This is a genomic window from Pseudomonas spirodelae (assembly GCF_034653255.1).
Lineage (GTDB): Bacteria > Pseudomonadota > Gammaproteobacteria > Pseudomonadales > Pseudomonadaceae > Aquipseudomonas > Aquipseudomonas spirodelae.
On the sequence record NZ_JAYEET010000039.1, the window covers coordinates 273879 to 299160 of the forward strand.

Genomic DNA, 25282 nt, shown 5'->3' on the forward strand with positions numbered 1-25282 from the left:
ACCGTGCTGTTGGGCTGCGCGGTATTCGTGGCTTATGCGGCAATGTGCCGCTAACCCAAACCGCGGCAACTTCCGTTTACGCGCGCCGAGATAACCCGCATGCATATCAAACTCGCCAACCCCCGTGGCTTCTGTGCCGGTGTCGACCGCGCCATTGAGATCGTCAATCGCGCCCTGGAAGTCTTCGGTCCGCCTATTTATGTGCGCCACGAAGTGGTCCATAACAAATTTGTGGTGGAAGACCTGCGTTCACGTGGCGCCGTTTTCGTTGAAGAACTGGATCAGATTCCTGACGATGTCATCGTGATCTTCAGCGCTCATGGCGTCTCGCAGGCCGTGCGCAGCGAAGCCGAACGCCGTGGTTTGAAGATATTCGATGCCACCTGCCCACTGGTGACCAAAGTGCATATGGAAGTGGTGCGCTACAGCCGCGAGGGGCGCGAATGCATCCTGATCGGTCACGAAGGCCACCCGGAGGTCGAAGGCACCATGGGGCAATACGATGCCAGCAACGGCGGCAGTATCTACCTGGTGGAGGATGAAGCAGATGTGGCCGCGCTTGAGGTGCGTGACCCCGAAGCGCTTGCGTTTGTAACCCAGACCACTCTGTCCATGGATGACACCAGCAAGGTAATCGATGCCCTGCGCAGTAAATTCCCCGCCATCGGTGGTCCGCGTAAAGACGATATCTGCTACGCCACCCAGAACCGCCAGGACGCCGTCAAACAACTCGCTGCCGAATGCGATGTACTTCTGGTGGTCGGCAGCCCCAATAGCTCCAACTCCAACCGTCTGCGCGAACTCGCCGAGCGCATGGGCACGCCCGCCTACCTGATTGATGGTGCAGAAGATCTCAAGCAAGAGTGGTTTGCAGGTATTGCGGGTATCGGTATTACGGCAGGTGCATCAGCCCCTGAAGTTCTGGTGCAGGGCGTTATTCAGCAACTGAGCGAGTGGGGCGCAACAGGCGCCCAAGAATTACTGGGGCGCCCTGAGAATGTAACGTTTTCGATGCCGAAGGAGTTGCGGGTGAAGGCGCTCTAGCATTCTTTTAGGTGGTGGCTATTACGCAGGTAGAAGCGCGTGTGCCATCCTGAGAATTGAGTCATTTATGAAAAACGCCGCGCTCTTTATCAGGGGGGCGGCGTTTTTCGTTGACCGAGATGGGCCGCTGTTACCAGCCGCATTTTCCGGTGAGTGAACCTCCATGCGAATTGGCTGCTGTCAGCGTCATGTTGCCACTGATGCGGGCCCCTGAGGTGGTGGAAACGGTCAGTGTGTAGTCCGTTGCACTGACATTACTGGCGGCTATGCCGAATACTTTACTGCTGCTATTAAGGACGGTATTGGCGTCGTACTTGCCTCCGTTCTCGGCCCTGCGCCGTTCCATTTGTTGGGAGGCGCTGTTTAGTAGCGCCTTACCGTCCTCGCACTGAGCCTTCTCCACATAGCTGATGTAGCTGGGCAGTGCTATCGAAGCAAGAATTGCCAGGATAGCCACGGTGATGACCAGCTCAAGCAGGGTGAAACCGTTTTGCTTGTTCATATGCAGGCTCAGTCCTCGGTTTTGTCGGTCCAGTACAGGCGGGCCTTGCTGGCCATGTCATAGCCTTCAGGCGGCATCGGGCAGTCCGGTCCGGTACAGGCTGGAGGGTTGGGGGACTGCGGGGCCAGCTGCGACGGATCGTTGTAGGCCCAGCAGGTATCGCCCTTGCAGTAGAGCTGCGGGTTGGACGGCAACGTTGAGCCCTTGAGCGTGCTGTAGCGGTAGCTGTTGACGGCAGTGCCGTCGAGCAGGTTCACCCGGTAGCCACGGCTTACGCCCGTGTTGGCGCGGCAGGCGTCCTGGGCAGTCACCGGCTGGTAAGTGTTGAAGTACAACTCGCCGCCAATGACCATGGTGCTGGACAGTACCTTCTCGCCATTGGCTGCCAGGTTGATGTACCAGCCGCTCTTGTTGAGCAGTGCCTGCTGGCCAACGGTATTGTCTTTGGTCAGGCTGCTGGCGTCATACAGGTCGCCTTCGGTCAGGGTCGCCCCCAGTGCGTTGAGGTCCTCTGTGCGGAAGGAATAGAAACGGTCCTGAATGATCTTGTCCAGCGGATGGCCGCGATAACCGGAGCCGATGCTGACCGTCAGATTCACCTTGTTGTTGGCATTGATCAGGGCAATGGCCGGCTCGTGATAGAAGCGCCGTGCAGTGGCTGCAGTGTCGCTGGCAATGCTGGCGAACACCTTGCCAGTCGCCGCCAGGACGGGGCTGCCGCTGTCGTTGTTGATCAGGAAGCGCCAGACCTGGCCGCCCATGTCGCCAACGAAGATCTGGGTAACCAGCCCTTCCTTGTTGACCACGGCCTTGCCAGCGTCGTCGGTTTCCAGTCCGATCACGCTGACCCTGCTCGGCACGCTGTACTTCATGTCGATGCCGGCTGCGGACGCGGACCAGAGCCGTGCGCCGCTCTCGGCATCAACGATGAACAGGTCATTGCCCATGCCGTCGGTGCGGCGAACGTTGGCTGGCGCAGGCTTTTTGTCCTGGTTGGTGTCGTAGCCACCGGCGAAGATCAGCACATCACGCTCAGTCGCGCCGACCTTGACCTTGGCCTTGACCGGCGCGGACCAGGTCTGGCCCAGGCGGCTGAAGTCACCGCTGCCGCCCTTGATCTGCCACTTGAGCTTGGGCGCAGTGGGGTTGGTGATATCCAGGGCATAGATGTTGCGGCCACCGCGGCCCATGGTGGCATAGGCATAGACGAAGTCGCTGCCATCGATCGTGCCGTTCTTGTCCTTGTCGTTGGCCCAGACGGTCACGCTGTTGTCCATGCCGTAAACGTGGGAGAGGTCCGGATTGCTGGCGTTGGCCGCGAGGCGCCCGATATTGCTCAACAGATCTTTGGGCATGAAGGCGAACTGCTCGGCGCCGGTGTTGGTGTCGAACATCTGCACGAAGCCTTCGTTGGTGCCGACAATCACACTCTGCTTCTCGCTGGAGCAGTTGCCGTAGCTATCCACTGTGCCAGTGCACTGATAGGTCACCACTGTGGGGGTGGCGTGGATGGGGTCACCAAGGGCGTTGCGCGCGGTGGTGGTGCCGGTTTCATAGCCGCGGATGTAGTTGATCCAGTTGTCGTGGTTAGTACCAAATCCAGTCTGCGTAGCAGTCAGCGTCTCAATCCTGTTGAGGGTTGTGTCGCCGTTGATATTGGTCCACAGGTTGCGGCTGGTGGGTGACGGCAACTGGTTGGCTGCTCCGCCCAGGACAACGTTGGAGCCGTCGTTGCCGGAGGACCACCAGCTACGGGCGCTGCTGCGGAAGAAACCGCTGTTGGCGTCGATGGCGGCGCTGCCGTCTGCGTCAAGCACCAGCGGCGAGCCATTCTGGATACCCATGCGATAGCGCTTGAGGTTGCCGGGCCAGCGATCTGTATTGGAGGGGCGGAACAGCGAGAAGTACAGCTGATCCTTGTGATCCTGGCGGTTGAAGGAGTTCACCGGGGCGGTGGCGCTGACGAAGGTGGTGTCGCTGGCCAGGGCATCCTGGATGATGCTGCTGAAGGCACTGGCCAGCGCGCTGGCATCGTCGGCGGTGTAGGCCTTGCCGCCGCCGGCGGTGGCTACGTCGGCAAGGAAATTTCTGGCCGTGGCGTTGCCTTGCAGGGCAAAGCCTACGGTATGGGTGATGACCGTATTATCGTCATCCAGAGTGCTCGACTGGTCGGTGTTGCGCAGCCAGTGGGCGATTTCCACGCCACAGGTCTCGCCGTCAGTCTGTTCGCCACTGTCCCTGCTTACGCAGGAGCCGTTGATCAGCGACTTGGCTTTGTCGATGGTCGTCGTTGAGTTGCCGTTGGCCTGGCCGTCGGACATCAGCACCAGATAGTTGGCCTGGCAACTGCTTTCGATGGGGCTGGCAGGCCCCCTGTGCTTGCCGGGCAGTGCCGTGTAGTAGCTGGCGGCCTGGTAAAGCAGGTTGACCAGGGGGGTGCCACTGTTGGCATTCATGTCCTGGACAAGCCCCTTCATGTAGTCACGTACCTTGTAGGCGCTGTCGGTCAGGTCGCTGGCTTTGTCGAGGGTAACCTGCAGGCTGATGGCTGCGTTCCTGTTGCTCTCGAATGCGCTCAGGCTGAGGCTTGAGGATGCCGAAGTGTGCTTGATCAGTACGCTCAGGGCATTGCCATCCTTCCAGTTGCTACGGTCCAGTACGCTCTGCAACGAAGTTTTCAGCTCGGAGGCATCGCAGAACACCGGGATGCCGGGGCCCTGGCTGGTAAAGGTGCAGCTGGCCTTGGCGGTAGTGGGAGGACGCTCGCCCAGGTTGTTGTTGTTTGTGTTGAAAGCAGACGAGTTGTCGGCATTCTCGAAGTAGACTTCGGTGGTGGCAGTGGAGCCTGCGGCGCTGTTGGGCGTGACGATCAGGCGGACATCGTTGACTTTCGCCTCTTTTTTGAAGGGCACCAGTTGAAAACGGGCGCCGATATAGGTGTAGGTGTCGGTGAGGGGCAGCGTGCTTTCGCTGACACTCACAGTAGTATTGTTTGTATAACCCCAATAGGTAGTTCTGTACTGCCGGGCATCATCCTTCTCGTCAATCAGGCTGAGGTTGACGATGGGCCTGCTGCAGCCAGAGTCGCCACCGGTATAGCTGATGCTGAGGACGGGCTTGAAGCCGTCATTGCCATCCTGGCTGATGGCGGTACGGCTGCCCGTGCCACCGTTGGGTTTGATAATGAAAGCCATGGCGTTATTGCCGCACCAGCCGGCACGGTTGACCACCGTTTGCACCTGCTCGGTGACATCGGCGCCACTGTCAGTGACGGTTGGTGGGTTCTCGGTGCGCCAGGGCGCAGGCGTCCAGGTGGCAGCTGTCGTGGCGGGGCGGGTGGAGAAGTCGGCGCCGCTGAAGTCGCTGGCGTTGTCGCTGGCTTCGGCCGCGACAGCGAAGCTGACGTTGCGGTCGTCGGAGCTGGCAGGGACGAAGTTCAGCGTGGCGCGGGTAATGGTCGCGCCCTGCGGCACATTCACGGTCTGGAAGCGCAGGCCGGTGGTGCGCTCGCTGCTTTCGCTGCCGGTATAGGTAATGGTCAGTTGCGGAGCGTTGGCTACGTCGCCTACGGCAATGTTGAGTGTGGAGAGGTCTCTTGCCCGCAGGCGGACGAGCAGATCACCGATAGGGTTGAGTGCCGGGGCCAGGTTTTGCTGGGTCTGCAGCAGGCTGGTGATGTTCAGTGAGTGGGTCGAGGATGCTTTTGTGCTGGTCACTGAGGTGTTTGCGGGGAACACATTGGACTGCGGCGAGCCGTGGTTGAGGGCTTCCGGAGTCTTGGAGCTGGCCAGGCGGACGTAGAATCTGGTCGCGTCGGCGCTGGAGTCGAGCTGCAGAACGGCGTTGGTAATGGTCACGCCCTTGGGGATATTCAGGTTGCGAAACAGCAGCAGGGCGTTTCTGCCACCGCCACTGCTGCCTGAACCCACATTGAGGCTGCTGATCTGGCCGTCCGGGCACTCCGGAGTGGCATCCAATTTCACCGAGCAGGTTTTGCTGCTGCGCTCGTAATAGGTGGAGTTGTTATTGGAATAATCACTGGTGCTGCCCAGATTGCGCACAACAGTATTGGGGGTCGCGACATTGCCGGGGTTATTGATATAGCCCATCACCAGGGTCGGGTCAGCGATGTTGTTGCTGCCGTTGTAGCGGCTGGCATCGTCGGCGCTGATTTTGATTTCCGGGCTGGAAATCTTGACGCTTACGGGACTGTCGATATTGCTGACCGGTTGCAGCAGACGCGGCACACTGGCGTCGCCGGGAGAACCTGCCGAGTTGTTCAGCACCATCAGGCCGACATTGATGCCGCTGGTGGTGTTGAGCAGGTTGTTCATGGTGTCCTTGAGGACCTTCATGCGGTTGTTGGTACTGCATGAGTTGTTGTTGGTGAGGCACCAGCCCATGGAGCCGGAGTCATCGAGAATGAACAGTACGTTGGGCTTGATACCCTCGCCCGGCTCGGTGCCGAAGAAGATTTCGGTATCGTCGGCAACGCTGAAGGCGCTGTGCAGCATCAGTGCGCCAGCCAGGCTGAAGGCGCAGGTGCGACGCAGGAAGTTGAATGGAGTCATGGCGTTCTTCCTGGTGGCTATGAGGGTCGCGGTGGTTGCTGCATTCATTGTTTGATTTCTCCCCGACGTTGTCCGCCCTGGCGGTGAATGGCACTGACCTCGCAGTTGCTGCCATCGCAAACGCTTTCACCGGCAAAGGCCACATCAAAGCAGAGCATTTCCGGCGAGCCCGGGGTCAGGCTGGCGCCTGTGCAGGGATGATCCCAGCGTGATTTGTACGGGCCGCTGGTGACTATGTCGAAGCGGGTATCGCCGATAGTGGCCGGCATGGTCGGTGCTGGCTCGAAGTTGAGGTAGGCACCGACCCACTGGGATATTCCCGCCTCCGCCGCCTGAAAGGCCATGCTGCGCTGTTCGCTGTTGGAAGAAATGCGCAATTGCAGGGTTGCCTGGTTGGAGGCAGTGATTGCGATCATGGTTAGCATTAGCAGAAGAATCAGACTGACCAGCAACACCATGCCATTTTGTTTGTTTGTGTTCATGGGTCATTCCCTGGCAATGAGTCGGTTTTTGAATTCGTAGGTGGAGCTGAAATCACGTGCTGCAAAATTGGCCTGGGCGCTTTTCACCTTGACGGTAATCAGTACAGCATTGGCCGTGTCGGGGGTGCTGTTGGCGGGTAGCAGGGTGAAGGTGCCATCTACATCATCGAGCAGGGTCTGTGCCGTGCCGCCATTTTTCGTTTGGGTCAGTCCGTTACTGGCGAAGGTGTAGGTGACGCTTTGTATATCATCGGGGTTGCATGTGGGAGAGAATCTCAAAGTGAGACTTTTCTGTGTGCCAGTGAGCGCTACGGCGTCCGCAAGAGGTTCTTCTGACCAGCTGTCCGATGTGCAGCTCCTGAGGCCAGAGAGGCGGGCATCAGCACCGATAATTTCCATCGCCAGGCGGCCGTTTTCCTGTATGCGGGTTAGCTCCGAATTGCTGCGTCCGGACATGAAGGCGCTGCTGAATAGATCGGTGACGCCGAGGATCAGGATGGAGCTGATGAGCACTGCTACCATTACTTCGATCAGGGAAAGGCCAGACTGTTTATACATGTTCATAGAGTTGTCACCACTTCAACATACTGCTTCTGGTTTTCTCCATCGGCACTGTTGTCCTGCCACTGTATTTTGACGGTGACGGTAGCGATGCCGAAGTCCTCGAACTGTGTCCCTGTCTCGAATGAAACCTTGGTATTTGCGGTGTCGACATTGGGCAGGCTGGATTTGAGGGTGGCGCACCAAGCAGCGATATCGTAGCTGGCCCGGCTCGCTCCGCCCGCCGGAACTGCCCCGCTCGGTGCACTGCAATTGGGTAGGCTGGCCAGTGCGTAGTTGCCTGTGTTGCCGGCTGTCTTATTGCTGCTGGGGTCGGTGACGAACAGCACCTTGTAATTCTTGCCGGTGTCTTCCGGATCTACCAAGTTGGCGCGCATGCGTTCGACGAAGTCATAGGCTAACAAGGTGGCCTGACTGCGCGAATAGGCACTTTCGGTGGATTTTTGGCTGCGCGCCATCAGGCTGGCCATGCCCAGCAGGCCAACGGCCAGAATGACCATGGCGACCATGACCTCAATTAGGGTGAAGCCGCGGTGGCGTGAGCGATGCGTTTTGTGCATTGTCATGTCCCTAATCAGTGGATCTTTGCGTGGCCGATTATGTTGACCGAGATGGTCTTTCCGCCTGTCACGCTGATGCTGCTAGCGGTGGTTGTGCCATCGTTCTTGAAGGTGATGGCATTGCCGCTGATGGTTACGTCGGGGGCTGCGGGGATGCTACGCAGCAGGGTGGTGTCGTCCAGCACCACGCCGCCGGGGCTCCAGTCGCTGCCGCTGCAGGTGCTGCCGTTGGCGCTGGCGCATACTGTCACCTTGTTGCTGCGGCGGATGACCGCTTCGCTTCGGGCGAATTGCAAGGCTCCGAGCAGGTTGTTGGCTGCCGAGGTCTTACGACCTGTATCAATGCTGCTCTGGTAGCTGGGGATGGCAACTGCAGCAGTGATGGCGATGATAGCAATGACGACCATGAGCTCTATCAAGGTGAAACCTTGGCTCTGCGTCTGCTGCAAGTGTTTCGCCCGGTGGGTGGACATAGGAGATGGCTCTTGGATTAAGGTAGGCTGAATCCTAGGGGGGGGGCTTTCCAGTTTCCATCCTAAGCAGATGAGCGTAGCAAAAACGCGATAAGCGACCTAGTCGCAGGTGGCATTTGCCGCTGGGGACTGGTGGCGAATGCGTCCAACCACGTTGATGACGATCTGTCGTTGTGGTTGTCCTGCCTTACACAGCGTTAGAGTGCCATTGGCTGCGCGTGAGGTTCCATCAGCCTCGAAGATTACGTGAGAGAGTTTGCGAAAGCTCGCCCAATACCAGTTATAGCCGTCTAGCAGGGGTTCTTCGCGCAGTATTAATTCGTCAGGTTCGCGCCTGCCATTGGCATTGATGTCATGGAAAATAATCAGGTGTTGTGCCCAAGCAGGTGAGCCGTTGCAGTCGGTTTGTCCTGCGCAGAGGCTGGTGTTCAGACGGCTGAATACGGCGGCGCTACGGGTGTAGCTAAGTGCGCCGAGCATCTGGTTCAGCGTATGCGTTTGGCGTTGGCTCTCCAGTAACTGCGACAGGGGCGGAATAGTAATGCTAGCTGTGATGGACAGGAGAGATATTGTTATCAACAACTCGGCCAGGCTGTAACCGCATGTTTTTTTCATTACTTCCGGCATCCGTGCTGAAGTTTAGGTCCCAGAATTATAGGCGGGGTTTTCGATATGCAAGCCAAATCTGCGCACGATACCGTGGTGATTGGTGGGGGTGCACTTGGCTTGCTCAGCGCTCTCGTTTTAGCCCGTACGGGTGTCCGTGTGGTGCTTCTGGAGCGCGAAGTAGTAGGTGCGGAGTCCTCCTGGGCTGGCGGCGGTATTGTTTCGCCGTTGTATCCCTGGCGTTATAGCCCTGCCGTCACTGCGCTGGCGCATTGGTCGCAGGATTTTTATCCGCGCCTGGCTGAGCAGTTGCTGGAGCAAACGCAGATTGACCCTGAGGTGTATGTCACCGGGTTGTACTGGTTGGACCTTGACGATGGCGCCGAGGCGTTGGCTTGGGCGCAGCGGGAAGGGCGGGCGCTGCAGTCGGTCGATATAGCGGCCGTGCAACGCGCAGTGCCAGCGTTGGCGGCGGGCTTTGGTCGTGCGCTGCAGATGGCCGACGTGGCCAATGTGCGCAATCCCCGTCTGGTCAAGGCGCTGCGTGCAGCGCTGCAGCAGATGCCGAATGTCACCGTGCATGAGCAGTGTGCGGTAAGCGGTTTTATCCGCGACGGTGGGCGTATCACGGGGGTGCAGACCGCGCAGGGTGATGTGCACGCCGATCAGGTGGTGCTCGCGGCCGGTGCATGGAGCGGCGAGTTGATGAAGACGCTTGGCATCGAGTTACCGGTGGTGCCAGTCAAGGGGCAGATGATTTTGTACAAGTGCGCCGAGGGCTTTTTGCCCGCTATGGTGCTGGCCAAGGGGCGTTATGCGATTCCGCGGCGTGATGGTCATATTCTGATTGGCAGCACGCTGGAGCATGCCGGGTTCGACAAAACCACGACCGAAGAGGCGTTGGCCAGTCTGAAGGCCTCAGCGGTTGAGCTGTTACCGGCTTTGGCTGATGCCGAGATGGTGGGGCATTGGGCGGGGTTGCGGCCGGGTTCGCCTGAAGGCATTCCCTATATCGGCCCGGTGCCTGGGTATGAGGGCTTATGGCTGAATTGTGGGCATTACCGCAATGGTTTGGTGCTGGCGCCGGCGTCCTGCCAATTACTCGCGGACTTGATGCTGGGGCGTGAGCCGATTGTTGATCCGGCCCCTTATGCGCCGGCGGGGCGGTTGACTTCGGTTGGTTGAGCGCTTAACTGGGAGGGGCTCGCGGCTAAAGCCCCTCCCGCAGTTCATGTGCGGTTCAGTCGATGCCGAGCTTTTTCAGTCGATAGCGCATTGAGCGGAAGCTCAGGCCCAGTCGCTGCGCAGCGGCGGTGCGGTTCCAGCGGGTTTCTTCCAGGGCCTGCATGATTAATTTGCGCTCGATGATTTCAAGGTGGTCTTCCAGGTTATCGATCTGCGCGAGATTACTTTCGCCGTTTTCATTGCTGGGGCTGCAGTCGGCTAGGCGCAGGTCACTGGCGGTGATGCGATCGTCTTCACACAGCGTATAGGCGCGTTCGAGCATGTTCTCTAGCTCGCGCACGTTGCCGGGGAAGCGGTAGCTCTTGAGCTTTTCCAGTGCGTCCTCATCTAGCTTGGCGGCGCTGATGCCGGAGTCTTCGGCTAGGCGCTTGAGCATGCTGTCGGCCAGTAGAGCGATGTCTTCGCGGCGTTCGCGTAGGGCAGGTACGCGCAGCTCGATAACGTTGAGGCGGTAATAGAGGTCCTGGCGGAAGCGCTCGGCGGCGACTTCGCCGGCCAGATCCTTGTGGGTGGCGCAAAGGATGCGCACGTCGACGACCAGCTCTTGCTGGCCGCCTACTGCGCGCACGGCTTTTTCCTGAATGGCGCGAAGCAGTTTGACCTGCATCGGTAACGGTAAGTCGGCGACTTCGTCGAGAAACAAGGTGCCGCCATTGGCAGCTTGGAATAAGCCCTGTTTGTCTTCGATAGCGCCGGTAAAGCTGCCTTTCTTGTGGCCGAAAAACTCGCTCTCCATCAGCTCGGTGGGGATCGCGCCGCAGTTGACCGGGACGAAGGGTTGCTCGCTGCGCGAACCTTGCTCGTGGATCAGGCGAGCCACCAGTTCTTTACCGCTGCCTGATTCGCCGCTGATGTACACCGGTGCTTGGCTGCGGGCCAGTTTAAGAATCTGTTTGCGTAAGGTCTGCATCGGTGGCGAGTTGCCAAGCAGGCGGCTGTCGACGGGCTGCTCTTCGCCATCGGCGCCGCGTAGACGCAAGGCCGCTGCGACCAGTTCACGCAGGCGGCCGAGGTCGACCGGCTTGGTCAGGAAGTCGAAGGCGCCGGCCTTAAGTGCATTGATCGCAGTGTCCAGGCTGCCATAGGCGGTGATCATCGCCACCGGCACTTGCGGGTGGCGCTGCAAAATGTGCTGCACCAGCTCCAGGCCAGTTCCATCAGGCAGGCGCATGTCGGTCAGGCAGAGGTCGAAGGGCTCTTTGGCCAGCCATTCGCGCGCCTCTTTAACGTTGCGTGCGCTGCGGGTGTCGAGCTTCATGCGCCCCAGAGTAATTTCCAGAAGTTCGCGAATATCGGGTTCGTCATCGACGATCAAGGCTCTCTGGCGGGTCATGGTCAGCTCAGTTTACGCGGGTGGGCGAAAGTGATGCGTAGGCAGCTGCCGCCACTTTCGCGAGGTTTGTAATCGAGGCGAGCCTGGTTGCTTTCGCACAGTTCGCGAGAAATATACAGGCCCAGGCCGGTGCCTTTGTTTTCTGTGGTGTAGAAGGGCTCGAACAGGTGATGCAGTTGTTCTTCGGCGACACCTGGGCCGTCGTCCAGTATCTCAAGTACGGGGAGTTCGCTATTTGGGTCGCGGAATAGGTTCAGCCAGACTTGCCCTTGCTTGTGCTTCTTCGCGCTGTAGCGCATTCCGTTTTCCACCAGGTTGCTTAATACCTGGGTGAGTTGGTGCGGGTCCATGCGGGTCTGGATGCTGCCGCTGCTGGTTTCCAGGTGCAGCGTTTGCTGTGGTGTGGCGCTGCTGCGGAACTCACTGGCAAAACGGTGAAGCCAGTATTTTAGGTCGAGTAATTGCGGTTCGGCCTGGCGCCGCCGCGAGAGCTGCAGGACGTTCTCGATCACTAGGTTCATGCGTCGTGAATGATCCTGAATAATCTGCGCCAGGCGCAGGTCGTGTCCTTGCAGCTCATCGGATTCTTGTAACAACTGGGCCGCATGGCTAATCGCGCCGAGCGGATTGCGAATCTCGTGGGCGATGCCAGCGGTCAGGCGGCCCAGCGAGGCGAGCTTGAGTTGCTGCGCTTGCTGGGCGATCTGTGAAATGTCGTCGAGGAAGATCAGCGTGTGTTTATGCTTGCCGCGTTGCAGGGCGATAAAGCTGGGCTGTAGCACGCGGCCGTCAGCCGCTGCTTGCAGGCTGGCAGGGCGCAGGCTGGGGTTGTGCGACCACTGCTGCATGCGTTTGATCAGCTCCGGGCAGTGTGGGTCGAGAATCTTGCCGGTCAGGTCGCTTTTACCCAGCAGGTGGTTGGCGCCCTGATTGGCCAGTAGTACGCGATGCACTTCATCCAGCACCAGAATGCCGGTGCGCATGCGTTGCAGGATCAGCGCGTTGAGCGCTTCCAGGTTGGCCACGTCGGCAGCACGCTGCTCAGCCAGGTTTTCGCTGACTTGCAGGCGGCGGGTCAGGCCTTGCACAAACAGCGCAGCCGCGAAGCACAGCGCGCCAAACGCACCGACTTGCACGTACTGGGCGGAAGCAGCTGGCCGGGTAAGGCTGAGGTAGAACGTCAGGTAGATCATGCCAATTGCCGCGACGGCTGCAATCAGCAGGCCTATACGTCCGCGCAAGAGAATATTGGCGATGGCTACAGCGACAATTAATAGGTTGCCGATGCCGCTGGGCGTGCCGCCGGCTGCATAGAACAGGCCGGAGAGCAAAATCACATCGACCAGCGCCAGGCTGAAAACCTGCGCCAGGCGTTTAGGGCGGCGCACGGTGGCGATGATCAGGACGTTGAGCGCCAGGTACAGCCAGCTGCCATTGCGGAACAGTGCCGGGTGCGCCATGTCCAGCAGTTGTGCGTCAAGGTCGCTGGAAACCAGCGTCGCTAAGGTAATGCCGATAATGAGGCGGTACAGGTGGTAGAGCCGCAGGATGCGCCAGCTTTGCTCCCCGCTCAGGGGGAAGTCAGTGTTCACGGGACTTGGTGTCTTGGTCTAGATGATCCTGGCTGCAGAACCACTGTTCGCCCTTTGCCAGTGCGTTATCGCGGGGTACATGAATACCGCACTGCTGGCAGCGCACCATTGGCGCTGGCTTTGCTGTCGCGTCAGGGCGTTGAGGGCGCGTGGTTGTTGGCCGGGTAAGGCGCCGCCACAGCCAGAAGGCGGCAGCAATGATGGCAATCCAGAACAGCAAGCGGAACAGGCCCATGGCGCTCTCTTCTTATTTGGCAGGCGCGCAGTTTAGCTAACCCGTTCGCACGCGCCCAGCGCTCAAACAGTGACCCAGGCGTTGTTATGCGTATTGGCAGGTGAGCAGGTGAGCCAATTCGGTTAGCGCCGGGGCATGCGCCACATATAGGTTTCAGGCAGATTGTGGGGCGTATGGTGGCGCTGGTCAGCTTTGCACGCCGGTTGATTGCTGATGGGGTCGCCCAACTCTCCGGGTTATTCAGTCTGTTCACGTAGGTATGAAAAAGGGAGGCCGAAGCCTCCCTTTTGCGGTGTTGCGCTTGCTCAGTCGAACAGGCCAAAGGTCAGGTAGCTGAACCAGGAGCGGCTCGGTACTTCGGCTTCTTCGGCTTTGAGTTCATCCGGGATCAGTTCCTCGGCATCTTCGTACTGGCGGATAACGTCCTGGCTGGCGCGGGTTTCGCCTGGCGGCAGCGGCGTATCGGTTTCGATCAGGCCCAGGGTGGCCTTGGCCATCCAGGAGCGTGTATCGGCTTCTTCTTCGCGCGGTACGAATTGGCCGTCGACCAGGCTTGGGTGATCTGGGTAATTGAGTTTGAGGGCTTCCAGGCTAGTGGCAGCCAGGTCATCGAGGGTCAGGCGCTGGTAGGCTTCGGTCATCACCGCCAGGCCGTCACCGACTGCCGGGGTTTCCTGGAAGTTTTCCACCACGTAGCGGCCGCGGTTGGCGGCAGCCACGTAGGCGTTGCGGGTCAGGTAGTAGTGCGCCACGTGGATTTCGTAAGCGGCCAGCAGGTTGCGCAGGTAGATCATGCGCTGCTTGGCGTCTGGCGCGTAGCGGCTGGTCGGGAAGCGGCTGGTGAGTTGGGCGAACTCGTTATAAGAGTCGCGTGCGGCACCTGGGTCGCGCTTGGTCATGTCCAGCGGGACGAAGCGGGCAATTAGGCCGCGGTCCTGGTCGAAGGAGGCCAGGCCCTTAAGGTAATAGGCGTAATCAACGTTGGCGTGCTGCGGGTGCAGGCGGATAAAACGATCTGCGGCGGACTTTGCCGCTTCCGGCTCAACGTTTTTGTAGTAGGCGTAAATCAGCTCCAGCTGAGCCTGCTCGGCGTAGCGGCCGAACGGGTAGCGCGACTCCAGCGCCTTGAGCTTAGCCACCGCAGCGGTGTAGCTGCTGTTGTCCAGGTCGGCTTGTGCCTGCTGGTAGAGTTCGGCCTCGCTCAGGTTTTCGTCAACCACCTGTTTTGATGAGCAGGCGGCGGTGAGGGCGAGGATTGCGATCAGCAGCAGGTGTTTCACTTGCATGGCGGCTTGCGTCCCTGTGACGGCGGCTGTCTTGAGCAAAGCCGTCCTGTTATGATGAGCGCCCCCGGTACCCCTGGGGCAAAGACGCCGTATTTAACCACAAGCGTGTAGCCGAAACCAAAGGCTAGACCTTTCAGACTTTCCCGCCGTTGCCGAGCATGCCCTCTATTAATAAGCAGATTGTTGAACTGAACGCCGAGGTGCCCTATGACATGGGCGGTCAACGCCTCGATCAAGTCGCCGCACTCCTGTTCGCCGAGCACTCGCGTTCGCGTCTGTCTGCCTGGATCAAAGAGGGTCTGCTGACCGTCGATGGTGCGGTCTTGCGCCCGCGCGACATCGTCCACGGCGGTTCGCTGCTGGCGCTCAAGGCCGAGCAGGAGGCCCAGGGTGAATGGGTTGCCCAGGATATCCCGCTGAATATCGTCTACGAAGATGAGCAGATTCTGGTCATCGACAAACCTGCCGGCCTGGTGGTGCACCCGGCCGCCGGGCATGCCGATGGCACCTTGCTTAACGCCTTGCTGCACCACGTGCCGGACATCATCAATGTGCCGCGTGCGGGCATCGTGCACCGCTTGGATAAGGACACCACCGGTTTGATGGTCGTGGCCAAGACCATTGAGGCGCAGACCCGTCTGGTTGACCAGTTGCAGAAGCGCTCGGTTAGCCGCATCTACGAGTGCATCGTGATCGGTGTGATCACCGCAGGCGGCAAGATCAATGCGCCGATCGGTCGTAGCTCGTCGCAGCGTCAGCGTATGGCGGTTAGCGATGGCGGTAAGCCGGCGGTGAGTCATTACCGGGTGCTAGAGCGCTATCGCTCGCATACCCATGCGCGGGTCAAGCTGGAAACCGGGCGCACGCACCAGATCCGTGTGCACATGAGCCATATCGGTTATCCGCTGGTGGGTGATCCGGTTTACGGTGGACGCTTCCGCATTCCGCCGGCCGCCAACCCAAGCATGGTGCAGACCCTCAAGGAGTTCCCGCGCCAGGCGTTGCATGCGCGCTTCCTCGAACTGGACCATCCGATCACTGGCGAGCGGATGAAGTGGCAGTCGCCGTTGCCGGATGACTTTGTCTGGTTGCTGACGCTGTTGCGCCAGGACCGCGAGGCATTTATTGGGTGACAAGATGCACGACTGGCTGATGCCGCAGTGGCCCGCGCCGGCCAAGGTCAAAACCTGTGTCACCACCCGCAGTGGGGGTGTCAGCGTTGCGCCGTATGACAGCCTTAACGTCGGTGAGCATGTTGCCGATGATCCGCAGGCCGTCGCTAAAAACCGTCAGCGCCTGGTCAGTCTGTTGGGCTGTAAGCCCGCCTGGTTGCAGCAGGTGCACGGTGTTGCGGTTGTAGAAGCCAATCCAGCGGCAGTGCTTGAAGCCGATGCTAGCTGGACCGAAACCCCGGGTGTTGCCTGCACGGTGATGACCGCCGACTGTTTGCCGGTTTTGTTCTGTGATCGCGCGGGCACGCGCGTGGCGGCCGCCCATGCGGGCTGGCGTGGACTGGCCGGCGGCGTGCTGGAGGCCACTCTGAATGAGCTGGCCGTGCCGGCGGATCAGGTGTTGGTCTGGTTAGGCCCGGCGATTGGGCCGCAGGCCTTTGAGGTGGGTGCGGAAGTGCGCGAAGCCTTTGTCGGCCAGCAGGCGCAAGCGGCGGCTGCATTCCAGCCGAGCGTTAATTCGGGCAAGTTTATGGCCGATATTTACCAGCTGGCGCGCATCCGTCTGGCGGCCTGTGGTGTTGAGGCGGTGTATGGCGGCGATTTTTGTACCGTTACCGACCCGCGTTTTTTCTCTTACCGCCGTTCGGCGCAAACCGGGCGCTTTGCCAGCCTGATCTGGCTGGGTAACTGAGCGTGCGCATCGCCGCGGGCCTGCAGTGGCTCGCGGCGCTGTTTTACTGACCCTCATCAACGCCGCGCGACTTGAAACGCGCACAATCAACCTCATCTACTCTTCATCCGCAGGTTTCTTTGTCTGGGTGCGATTCAGTGCGCCGGCCTGCCACCACTAAGAGGGTTGATTGATATGCGTATTGATCGTTTAACTAGCAAGCTGCAACTCGCGCTATCCGATGCGCAATCCATGGCCGTTGGCCTCGACCATGCGGCTATTGAGCCGCTGCATTTGATGCAAGCGCTGCTCGAACAGCAGGGCGGCTCGATTAAGCCCCTGTTGATGCAGGTCGGCTTTGATGTGAATAGCCTGCGCCTGGCCTTGGCCAAGGAGCTGGATCAGCTGGGCAAAATTCAGAACCCATCCGGTGACGTAAACCTGTCGCAGGATTTGGCTCGCCTGCTCAATCAGGCCGATCGCTTGTCGCAGCAGAAGGGCGATCAGTTTATCTCCAGCGAGCTGGTGCTGTTGGCCGCGATGGATGACAGCACCAAGCTGGGCAAGCTGCTGCTCGGCCAAGGCGTCAGCCGTAAAGCGCTGGAAAACGCCGTGGCGAACCTGCGCGGCGGCGATGCGGTGAATGACCCGAATGTCGAAGAAAATCGCCAGGCGCTGGATAAGTTCACCGTCGACCTGACCAAGCGTGCCGAAGACGGCAAGCTGGATCCGGTGATCGGTCGTGATGATGAAATCCGCCGCACCATCCAGGTGTTGCAGCGTCGTACCAAGAACAATCCGGTGTTGATCGGTGAGCCGGGCGTGGGTAAAACCGCCATTGTTGAGGGGCTGGCCCAGCGCATTGTTAACGGCGAAGTGCCGGATAGCCTGAAGGACAAGCGCGTGCTGTCGCTGGACATGGGCGCGCTGATCGCCGGTGCCAAGTTCCGTGGTGAGTTCGAAGAACGCCTGAAAGCGGTGCTTAATGAGTTGGGCAAGCAGGAAGGCCGCATCATTCTGTTTATCGACGAGCTGCACACCATGGTCGGCGCCGGTAAAGGCGAGGGCTCAATGGACGCCGGCAATATGCTCAAGCCGGCTCTGGCTCGCGGTGAGCTGCATTGTGTGGGCGCGACCACCCTTGACGAGTACCGTCAGTACATCGAAAAGGATGCCGCGTTGGAGCGGCGTTTCCAGAAAGTACTGGTGGATGAGCCGAGTGAAGAAGACACCATCGCCATCCTGCGTGGCCTTAAAGAGCGCTACGAGGTGCACCACAAGGTGGCCATTACCGACGGCGCGATTATTGCGGCGGCCAAGCTGAGCCATCGCTATATCACCGACCGCCAGTTACCGGATAAAGCCATCGACTTGATTGACGAGGCGGCCAGCCGTATCCGCATGGAAATCGACTCCAAGCCAGAGGTGCTGGACCGTTTGGAGCGCCGCTTGATTCAGCTCAAAGTTGAGCGTCAGGCGTTGAAGAAAGAAGATGATGAGGCGGCGTTGAAGCGCCTGGAAAAACTCAAGGAGGACATCGCCCGCCTGGAGCGTGAATACGCCGACCTTGAGGAAATCTGGAAGTCGGAAAAGGCCGAGGTGCAAGGCTCTGCGCAGATCCAGCAGAAAATTGAGCAGGCTCGGCAGGAGCTCGAAACGGCGCGGCGTAAGAGTGATTTGGAACAAATGGCCAAGTTGCAGTACAGCGTTATTCCAGATCTTGAGCGCAGCCTGCTAATGGTCGACCAGCACGGCAAAAAAGATAATCAGTTGCTGCGCAGCAAGGTCACCGAGGAAGAGATTGCCGAAGTGGTGTCGAAGTGGACCGGTATTCCGGTCAGCAAGATGCTTGAAGGCGAGCGTGACAAACTGCTGAAAATGGAAGGTCTGCTGCATCAACGCGTGATCGGTCAGGATGAGGCCGTGGTGGCGGTTGCCAATGCGGTGCGGCGCTCCCGTGCGGGGTTGTCTGATCCTAATCGGCCGAGCGGCTCGTTCCTGTTCCTCGGCCCTACCGGTGTCGGTAAGACCGAGTTGTGCAAGGCGCTGGCGGAGTTCCTGTTCGACACCGAAGACGCCTTGGTGCGTATCGATATGTCCGAGTTTATGGAGAAACACTCCGTGGCGCGGCTGATCGGCGCGCCGCCAGGCTATGTCGGTTATGAAGAGGGCGGTTATTTGACTGAGGCCGTGCGCCGTAAGCCTTATTCAGTGATTCTGCTGGATGAGGTGGAAAAGGCTCATCCGGATGTCTTCAACGTGCTGTTGCAGGTGCTGGAAGATGGTCGTCTGACGGACAGTCACGGTCGCACTGTGGACTTCAAAAACACCGTGATTGTGATGACCTCCAACCTGGGTTCCGCGCAGATTCAGGAGTTGGTGGGCGATCGTGAAGCACAGCGCGCAGCGGTGATGGATGCGGTCGGTGTGCATTTCCGTCCGGAATTCATCAACCGGATTGATGAGGTGGTGATCTTCGAGCCGCTGGCCCGTGATCAAATTGCTGGTATCGCGCAAATCCAGCTGGGGCGTTTACGTGAGCGTCTGGCTGAGCGTGAGCTGAACCTTGACCTCTCGGCTGAGGCGATGGACAAGCTGATTGCCATTGGTTACGACCCTGTGTATGGCGCGCGCCCGCTCAAGCGTGCTGTGCAGCGCTGGATCGAAAACCCCTTGGCGCAGTTGATCTTGGCCGGCAAGTTTGCGCCGGGCAGCAGCGTCACCGGTCGGGTAGAGGGCGATGAGATCGTCTTCGACTGATCCTGGTTAGCCGCATTAACAACGGCGCCAGATAAAAATACCCCGGTTCAGCATGCGCTGACCGGGGTGTTTTTTTGCCTGGATTACAGGTGCTTGAGCAGGATTTCCAGGGCGGCTGCCTGGTCCTCGGCCAGGTCAATGATGTGAAACCCGGCCCAGCAGTGTTGGCCGTCAGCACCGGGGCGACTCCACAGGCAGTCAGCCCCCAGGATTATTTCACCCACGCCCTCAATCAGCTGTTCGCTGACCAGGCGGCACTCCACCAGTTCATCTGCCGCCAGCGGTGTGTCGCTAAATAACATAAAGCCATCAGCAGACAGGTCGACTATGCGGCCCAGGCGTTGGCCAGAGTGCAGGTCAAAGACCTCCAGCTGCACGTCGGCGCTATGCCGGTTATGCAGGCGACGTTCGTCATTCATGCGAGTTCCTTATTCTTGGGGCTCAGCCGTGCGCCCGGTAAAACGCTGCAGCACGCGGTAAATAGCGGTAAGGGCGCGGTCCACCAGTGGGGCACCTCGTTCGGGGGTGACGATGCGTGCGAGTCCTTGTTCCATTTCAGTGGCCAGTTGAGTGAGTGGCTTGATTGCCACGCGTTGGCCGCTCTGGTCGACAAACATGTAGTTGCGCGTTGTTGGGCTGAACCAAGACAGCTTGAGCAGGCGCACCTGCTGGCCTGTGACAAATTCGAACCAGGTGCCGAACTCGATATGGCCAAGCTCTTTGGCCAGTGCCTGAGCGCGCGTCGAGAGGGTTGACTCGCGTGGTGCCAGGGTCGCCAGGGCTGCATCTTCGCCGAGCATGGCGGCCAGCGGACTGTCTGGCAGGCTGGGTTGGAGCTTGGCGGCCACCTGCGGTTGTTTGGCTTGTACGGCATGCTGGCAGGCCACCAAGTCCTGCAGCAGGCGGCGAATGCCCGCTTCGTGGTAACCGCCGAGCAGCTCCAGGCCTTTGCGTAAGTCTTCGAGCAGCGGCACGCGCAGCTTCTGTAGGCGCTCGCCTCCTGCTTCGTCGAGTAAGGTGCCGCTCCATGCCAATTGCTCGGCCGCCTCGCAGGCGCGCAGCCATTCGGGGCTGCGCTCGCCATTACGCAGCAACACGAATACCAGCACATCCGCCCACGTCAGTTCGAGGAAGTTACGAATAATGCTGGGTGGCTGGCGATTGTTCAGGCTATTGGCGATGACCTCGACGGCGTGCTGACGAGCGCCGAGCAGTTTGTCGCGACCTTTGGCGGCTTCCACTGCGCGGCGTTCGCGCAGTTCAATCTTGTGCCTGAGGGTGCCGACGAACTCATTGAATTCTTCCAGCAGGCCGTCAAACAGCTGCAAGTCGCCCGAGAAATCATGAATGACCCGCTCGACCACCCACTGCATCTTGGCCAGCAGGCCGCGCTCATCACCCTCACCGCCATACAGCACGCCGGCCTGGGCCATGCTGTTGAGCAGGCGGCGGGCAGGGTGGTGATGCTGGGTGAAGAGTGCCTTGTCTTGCAGTGCCACCTTTAGATAAGGCGTGTGCAGGTGCGAGAGGATGGTTTTGCAGGTGTCCGGTAGGTTGTCGTCGTCCAGAATAAAGTCGAACAGCATGCCGACCAGGTCGATTACATCCGCTTCTTGGTCGGAAACCTTCTGTTGGCCGGGAAGCGTGCTGTGGGCCTCCAGTTGTTGCTGCAAATCGGCTTTCAGGCCTTCGACTGGCTGTGGGTGATGCAGGCGCTGTGACAGGTCGCTGGCCGAGTGCTGCTGCATGCGATTGAGTGCATCCAGCAGCGCGGAAGCGCTGTAGGTGCTGGTCGCTTCGCGGGGAGTAAAGCTGGCAATGCTGCGGGTGCCGCCGAGCAGGGGGGCATCAATGTCGCGCTGGCGATGTTCGCTCAGCAGGGTGGCCAGGTTGCCCAGCAATTCCAGTGGGTCGCTGGGTGGCGGCCCGCTGAGGTCGGTGTTGCCGGAGCGGGGCTGTTGCCCGGCACCGCTACCAGCGCTGGTGTTTCTGCTACTGCTGGCGTTGCTCTCGGCCGGTTGTTCGGCTGCTGCAGTGGGCGTTGTCTTCTGGCGCGCGGGTTGACTGTTGCGTTGTGCGCTGTACTTGAGGTTTGGCAGCACGCCCGCTTCGATCAGGCGTTGATTCAGTGCGCTATAGAGGCTGTCTAGGCTTTGCATGACGTGGGTGTCAAACAGGGTATAGAGGATGACCTTTATCCGCAGCGGGAACGGGCAGGGCGCCAGGGCGTCTCGGAACGCCTGGGCAATCATCTGTGGACCGAAGGGATTGCTGTCCTCACCCAGCTTCTGGCCGTTATTCAGCAAGGCCAGGCGTTGCTCCAGGGCAAATAGTGGCTGTGCGCAGCGGGCCTTGACCCGGCTGACCATGTTGGTGACTTGCAGGCTTTCTTCATATTCCTCGTTTTGCACCAGGGCCATGTGCTCGACATCCAGTTTGCTGGCGCTGGGCAGTGGTTTGAGCTTGCCGTCGAGGAAGTCGGCGAGGTTCTGTGCGATCTGCTTATGGTAGCTGCGTTCTATTTGTGGGCGCTGCTTACGGATCTCGCGCATGTTGTCGAAGAACAATGTTTGCACCTGATTGTTCTCGGCTTTTTCGGCGCATTCAAAGAGTGTGTCGTCGACCTGGGCGAAGACGCCTGTCAGGTGCTCGGCCAGGCGATTCATCACCAGCTTGCGGCAGCTTTGTACCAGCTCCCCGAAGCGCGGCTGGATGCCGCGATTGGCAAGGGTCTGTATAGATGAGGGTGGGGTTGGCGGTGTGCCCTGGTTACTCATGGACTTTCCTGACTGAGGCCTTGCGGCAGATGCGTCCTGCAATGAACACAGACATAGGGAAGATATAGCAGCCCATCACGCAGCTGCAAATCATTGTACTAAAAGCAATTTTAGGGGTTGACAGGTTCGCGATAAACCGTAAAATGGCGCGCCTCAGACAAGCGAAACGAATTAACAAGCGCTTCGAATTTCTGAGAAAGGAAGCAAGTAGTTCCGCGATAGCTCAGTCGGTAGAGCAAATGACTGTTAATCATTGGGTCCCAGGTTCGAGTCCTGGTCGCGGAGCCAATCTTTCATCGGGGTATAGCGCAGTCCGGTAGCGCGCCTGCTTTGGGAGCAGGATGTCGGGAGTTCGAATCCCCCTACCCCGACCATTTTTGGGTCGTTAGCTCAGTTGGTAGAGCAGTTGGCTTTTAACCAATTGGTCGTAGGTTCGAATCCCACACGACCCACCATTTCAAGCATGCTTGAATGATAAAAAACCCGCCTAGTGCGGGTTTTTTATTGCCTGCGATTTGATCTTTTCGTTCTTTGTTGTGCTGGCGGGCAAGGCCTGGCCTTGCCCGCGCGAGTATCAGTGAAGTTTCAGGCGCGGTTCGGTGCTGCGGCCAATGCGGTCACCGAGCATCATCAACAGCGTGCGTGTCATGCCGTACAGCGCAATCTGGTGCATGCGGTAGAGCGATACGTAGAACATTCTCGCCAGCCAACCTTCGAGCATGACGCTACCGGTCAGGTTGCCCATCAGGTTGCCGACCGCAGAAAAAGTCGACAGCGAGATCAGTGAGCCGTAATCGCGGTAGCGGTATTCCGCCAGCGGCTTACCCTCGATGCGCAGTTTTAGCGATTTTGCCAGCAGTGAGGCTTGTTGGTGCGCGGCCTGTGCGCGCGGCGGTACGTTGCGTCCTTCACTGCCAGGTTGCGGGCAGGCAGCGCAATCACCGAAGGCGAAGATGCTGTCGTCCAAGGTGGTTTGCAGGGTCGGCCTTACGTGCAGTTGGTTGATGCGATTGCTTTCCAGGCCATCCAGCTCCTTGAGAAAGTCGGGGGCGCGAATCCCGGCGGCCCATACTTTCAAGGTGGCCGGGATGATTTGGCCTTGAGCGGTATGCAGTGCCTCGCGGGTCACCTGGCTAACAGCGGCCCCAGTAAGTACCGTGACTCCGAGCTTCTCGAGGGTTTTGTGCACCGGCTGGCTGATGCGTTCAGGCAGGGCGGGCAATACACGCGGGCCGGCTTCGATCAGGGTGATGCGCATATTTTCCGGGCTGATTCGATCCAGGCCATAGGCCGCCAACTCGCGCGCCGCATGGTGCAGTTCGGCCGCCAGTTCAACCCCCGTGGCGCCCGCCCCGACGATCGCGACATTAATCAGCTCGGTCGTTTCGCTCTGGCTGGCGTGGGCGCGCATGTAGTGGTTGAGCAGTTGGTGGTGAAAACGCTCAGCCTGCTCGCGGGTGTCGAGGAACAGGCAGTGCTCGGCAGCGCCGGCGGTACCGAAATCATTGGTCGTACTGCCCACAGCGATGACCAGGCTGTCATAGCTCAGCTCGCGCGCGGGGACCAATACCTGGCCGTGCTCATCCAGGGTGGCCGATAGGCTGATGCGTTTGTTCGCGCGATTGAGGTCGTGCATGCGCCCCAGCTGGAACTCGAAGTGGTTCCACTTGGCCTGGGCCACGTAGTTGAGTTCGTCGCCAGACGAGTTCAGCGAGCCGGCGGCTACTTCGTGTAGCAATGGCTTCCAGATATGCGTCAGGTTGGCGTCGACCAGGGTGATCTTGGCTTGGCCGCGTTTACCCAAGGTTCTACCTAGGCGGGTAGCAAGCTCCAGTCCGCCGGCGCCACCGCCGACAATTACGATTTGATGAGTCATTCGACACGCTCACAAGGCTTTTAAGGAAAGACGGTGAGTCGGTGTGGGCGAGCGCTAAGCAGCTCATAGCACCAGGCGACTCAGAAGACGGCTCAGCAGGCCCAGGCCAATCGTGATCATCACGATAATCAGCAGCAGCCGCCAAACCTTGAACGGCTGGCGTTCGACCTGATGCTGCGGAGCACTGAGGTATTGCTCGACACGTTTTTGATCATCAGGGTTCAGGCGACTGGTCATGTGTGCCTCGAATAAAGGGGCCGTTGGCAATCAAGTGGAGTCGATTGCGGGCTGAGGTGGTGGGCATTCTAGCTGCGCAGCTTATAGCGGCTCAACGCGCAGGGCATCATCCAGGCGAATAATCCCCCCTTGTAGCACGCGCGCAGTAATGCCGCCGTGGCCACGCATGGCCTGGAAGGTGCCGAGCCCTAAGCGCTCTTCTAGCTTTGCGCAGGGTTGGCACCAGCCAGTGGTTTCCAGTATCGCCTGGCCGAGACGAAAGCGCCGACCTTTAAGGCTAAACAGGTTGATCCCGCTGATGGCGATATTGCGCCGTAGTTCGTGCGCGGTAATTGGGTTTTCGGCAGGGCGTCCCATTAGGGCGCTGATTACCGCCAAGTGTTCCCATTGGATCAGGGTCACTTGCCGAGCGTTGCGTGGGCCTGGGCGGCTGTGGTCGCCCGTCAGGCCGGCTTCGCGCCTTGCTTCCACGGCGTCCAGTTCGATCATCGTCGCCCGCGAAGCCGGGCGTACGCCAATCCAGCGCACACAGCCCTGTTGCGGCACGGCAGCGAGTAACTCGTGCAGGGGGCTCACAGGCTGATGCCCACATCAAACAGCACGCTGCGGCCGAGGTTGTTGCGCAGAAAGCTCGGTGCACCCGGGTGGGCGAACAGCACGCGGGCAAAGGTCGGGCCCACCAGCGACAGTGAGCGCCAGCCCTGACGGAGAAATTCGGTCGGCGGAGGGAAGTGGCTGTTGAAGTCCGGCACGGCGCGTTTCAGGTTGACGTAGGCGAGCAGGTCCAACTCGCCCAGGTCGAGGCCGCGCTCTTGGTAGTTGTGGGCTTTTTTGCGCAGGGTGGGCGTCAGCCGCTGTTGTAGATTGGCCGCGGCAATACGCCTGGGCTTGGCTTCACGGCGCACCAGTTGGCTGAGGGAGAATGCGCTGCGTCTGCGCTCCAGCTCGGCGCGCCACTCATCATTGAGGCGGCGGCCCTCGTCGAGGACGAAGAACACTTCAAAGCTGGCGTCGCGGAACAATACGTCTGGCGGCTCGTGGTCTGCGGCGCTGAACTCATCCAGGCGGTGGCTGACATTCAAGGCTTGCAGCAGGCGCTGGCAGACCCAACGCTCGCGCTCCCACTTGCGCGCGTTGGAGAGGAAGGCATTGGCTTGTTCGGCCTGGTGCGTCAGTAGGCGCAGGTAGTCTGAGTCGTCCATGGCTTCAGCTTAGCGTGCGCGGCAGGTGTGTTGGTACCCTCTGCGGCGGTTGTTTCAGGCTTTTTGTTGTCGGTTGGGCGAATGTGCTGGCGGCGGTT

Annotated in this window: 22 protein-coding genes and 3 tRNA genes; 8 read left to right on the forward strand and 17 right to left on the reverse strand. The window is 59.6% G+C overall.

Annotated elements, in window-relative coordinates:
* Nucleotides 1-99: 99 nt before the first annotated feature.
* Nucleotides 100-1044, forward strand: coding sequence for a 4-hydroxy-3-methylbut-2-enyl diphosphate reductase (gene ispH, locus SOP97_RS13000; RefSeq protein WP_322949391.1), 945 nt, complete (start codon nt 100-102; stop codon nt 1042-1044).
* A 130-nt stretch (nt 1045-1174) separates the two neighbouring features.
* Here ispH and SOP97_RS13005 read toward each other — a convergent pair whose 3' ends face one another.
* The 7 genes from SOP97_RS13005 to SOP97_RS13035 all read right to left on the reverse strand — a co-directional run bounded on the left by SOP97_RS13005 (nt 1175) and on the right by SOP97_RS13035 (nt 8820).
* Nucleotides 1175-1546, reverse strand: coding sequence for a type IV pilin protein (locus SOP97_RS13005; protein ID WP_322949392.1), 372 nt, complete (start codon nt 1544-1546; stop codon nt 1175-1177).
* 8 nt (nt 1547-1554) lie between these two features.
* On the reverse strand, nt 1555-6117 hold the full coding sequence (locus tag SOP97_RS13010) for a pilus assembly protein PilY (RefSeq protein WP_322949393.1): 4563 nt from the start codon (nt 6115-6117) through the stop codon (nt 1555-1557).
* A 44-nt stretch (nt 6118-6161) separates the two neighbouring features.
* Nucleotides 6162-6599, reverse strand: a complete 438-nt coding sequence (locus SOP97_RS13015) for a pilus assembly PilX family protein (RefSeq protein WP_322949394.1) — start codon at nt 6597-6599, stop codon at nt 6162-6164.
* Nucleotides 6600-6602: 3 nt separating this feature from the next.
* On the reverse strand, nt 6603-7163 hold the full coding sequence (locus SOP97_RS13020) for a PilW family protein (protein ID WP_322949395.1): 561 nt from the start codon (nt 7161-7163) through the stop codon (nt 6603-6605).
* Entirely contained in the window at nt 7160-7720 is a 561-nt protein-coding gene (pilV, locus tag SOP97_RS13025; RefSeq protein WP_322949396.1) for a type IV pilus modification protein PilV, read from the reverse strand. Before pilV ends, SOP97_RS13020 begins: the two co-directional genes overlap by 4 nt.
* A 14-nt stretch (nt 7721-7734) precedes the next feature.
* Nucleotides 7735-8193, reverse strand: coding sequence for a GspH/FimT family pseudopilin (locus tag SOP97_RS13030; RefSeq protein ID WP_411912062.1), 459 nt, complete (start codon nt 8191-8193; stop codon nt 7735-7737).
* 99 nt (nt 8194-8292) lie between these two features.
* Nucleotides 8293-8820: a GspH/FimT family pseudopilin gene (locus SOP97_RS13035; protein ID WP_322949398.1), complete on the reverse strand. Its 528-nt coding sequence runs from the start codon at nt 8818-8820 to the stop codon at nt 8293-8295.
* A 45-nt stretch (nt 8821-8865) separates the two neighbouring features.
* On the opposite strand from SOP97_RS13035, the gene thiO reads away from it, so the two are divergent.
* Nucleotides 8866-9984 (forward strand): glycine oxidase ThiO, encoded by a 1119-nt coding sequence (thiO, locus tag SOP97_RS13040; RefSeq protein ID WP_322949399.1) that lies wholly within the window; start codon nt 8866-8868, stop codon nt 9982-9984.
* A 55-nt stretch (nt 9985-10039) separates the two neighbouring features.
* On the opposite strand, the gene SOP97_RS13045 is transcribed toward thiO, so the two are convergent.
* The 4 genes from SOP97_RS13045 to SOP97_RS13060 all read right to left on the reverse strand — a co-directional run bounded on the left by SOP97_RS13045 (nt 10040) and on the right by SOP97_RS13060 (nt 14490).
* Nucleotides 10040-11377, reverse strand: a complete 1338-nt coding sequence (locus SOP97_RS13045; RefSeq protein WP_322949400.1) for a sigma-54-dependent transcriptional regulator — start codon at nt 11375-11377, stop codon at nt 10040-10042.
* Between the two features lie 2 nt (nt 11378-11379).
* Complete coding sequence (locus SOP97_RS13050; protein ID WP_322949401.1) at nt 11380-12969, reverse strand: sensor histidine kinase; 1590 nt, start codon at nt 12967-12969, stop codon at nt 11380-11382.
* Nucleotides 12959-13204 carry a PP0621 family protein gene (locus SOP97_RS13055; RefSeq protein ID WP_322949402.1) on the reverse strand — a complete coding sequence of 82 codons (246 nt, stop codon included), beginning with the start codon at nt 13202-13204 and terminating at the stop codon, nt 12959-12961. The genes SOP97_RS13050 and SOP97_RS13055 overlap by 11 nt, the downstream gene beginning before the upstream one ends.
* Nucleotides 13205-13509: 305 nt before the next feature.
* Nucleotides 13510-14490: an outer membrane protein assembly factor BamD gene (locus tag SOP97_RS13060; RefSeq protein WP_322949403.1), complete on the reverse strand. Its 981-nt coding sequence runs from the start codon at nt 14488-14490 to the stop codon at nt 13510-13512.
* Nucleotides 14491-14648: 158 nt separating this feature from the next.
* Here SOP97_RS13060 and rluD point away from each other — a divergent pair, with 158 nt between their 5' ends.
* The 3 genes from rluD to clpB all read left to right on the forward strand — a co-directional run bounded on the left by rluD (nt 14649) and on the right by clpB (nt 19092).
* Nucleotides 14649-15623 carry a 23S rRNA pseudouridine(1911/1915/1917) synthase RluD gene (gene rluD / locus SOP97_RS13065; RefSeq protein ID WP_322949404.1) on the forward strand — a complete coding sequence of 325 codons (975 nt, stop codon included), beginning with the start codon at nt 14649-14651 and terminating at the stop codon, nt 15621-15623.
* A gap of 4 nt (nt 15624-15627) precedes the next feature.
* Nucleotides 15628-16353 (forward strand): peptidoglycan editing factor PgeF, encoded by a 726-nt coding sequence (gene pgeF, locus SOP97_RS13070; protein ID WP_322949405.1) that lies wholly within the window; start codon nt 15628-15630, stop codon nt 16351-16353.
* A gap of 174 nt (nt 16354-16527) precedes the next feature.
* Nucleotides 16528-19092, forward strand: coding sequence for an ATP-dependent chaperone ClpB (clpB, locus tag SOP97_RS13075; protein ID WP_322949406.1), 2565 nt, complete (start codon nt 16528-16530; stop codon nt 19090-19092).
* Nucleotides 19093-19175: 83 nt separating this feature from the next.
* Here clpB and SOP97_RS13080 read toward each other — a convergent pair whose 3' ends face one another.
* Together SOP97_RS13080 and SOP97_RS13085 are read right to left on the reverse strand one after the other, a co-directional pair.
* Complete coding sequence (locus SOP97_RS13080) at nt 19176-19511, reverse strand: PilZ domain-containing protein (RefSeq protein ID WP_322949407.1); 336 nt, start codon at nt 19509-19511, stop codon at nt 19176-19178.
* 9 nt (nt 19512-19520) lie between these two features.
* Nucleotides 19521-21869: a DUF1631 domain-containing protein gene (locus SOP97_RS13085; RefSeq protein ID WP_322949408.1), complete on the reverse strand. Its 2349-nt coding sequence runs from the start codon at nt 21867-21869 to the stop codon at nt 19521-19523.
* Nucleotides 21870-22081: 212 nt separating this feature from the next.
* Between SOP97_RS13085 and SOP97_RS13090 the strand changes: the two genes are divergently transcribed.
* From SOP97_RS13090 to SOP97_RS13100, 3 genes are all read left to right on the forward strand, one after another.
* Nucleotides 22082-22157 (forward strand) — tRNA-Asn (locus tag SOP97_RS13090).
* Between the two features lie 9 nt (nt 22158-22166).
* Nucleotides 22167-22243, forward strand: a tRNA-Pro gene (locus SOP97_RS13095).
* 5 nt (nt 22244-22248) lie between these two features.
* Nucleotides 22249-22324, forward strand: a tRNA-Lys gene (locus SOP97_RS13100).
* A gap of 119 nt (nt 22325-22443) precedes the next feature.
* Here SOP97_RS13100 and SOP97_RS13105 read toward each other — a convergent pair.
* The 4 genes from SOP97_RS13105 to SOP97_RS13120 all read right to left on the reverse strand — a co-directional run bounded on the left by SOP97_RS13105 (nt 22444) and on the right by SOP97_RS13120 (nt 25184).
* The gene (locus SOP97_RS13105; RefSeq protein ID WP_322949409.1) at nt 22444-23745 is read right to left on the reverse strand and encodes an NAD(P)/FAD-dependent oxidoreductase; all 1302 of its coding nucleotides are present in this window, start codon (nt 23743-23745) and stop codon (nt 22444-22446) included.
* 63 nt (nt 23746-23808) lie between these two features.
* Nucleotides 23809-23982 (reverse strand): DUF3094 family protein, encoded by a 174-nt coding sequence (locus tag SOP97_RS13110; protein WP_274089253.1) that lies wholly within the window; start codon nt 23980-23982, stop codon nt 23809-23811.
* Nucleotides 23983-24063: 81 nt separating this feature from the next.
* Nucleotides 24064-24558, reverse strand: a complete 495-nt coding sequence (locus SOP97_RS13115; RefSeq protein ID WP_322949410.1) for an MOSC domain-containing protein — start codon at nt 24556-24558, stop codon at nt 24064-24066.
* Nucleotides 24555-25184: a DUF1780 domain-containing protein gene (locus tag SOP97_RS13120; protein ID WP_322949411.1), complete on the reverse strand. Its 630-nt coding sequence runs from the start codon at nt 25182-25184 to the stop codon at nt 24555-24557. The genes SOP97_RS13115 and SOP97_RS13120 overlap by 4 nt, the downstream gene beginning before the upstream one ends.
* Between the last annotated feature and the right edge of the window lie 98 nt (nt 25185-25282).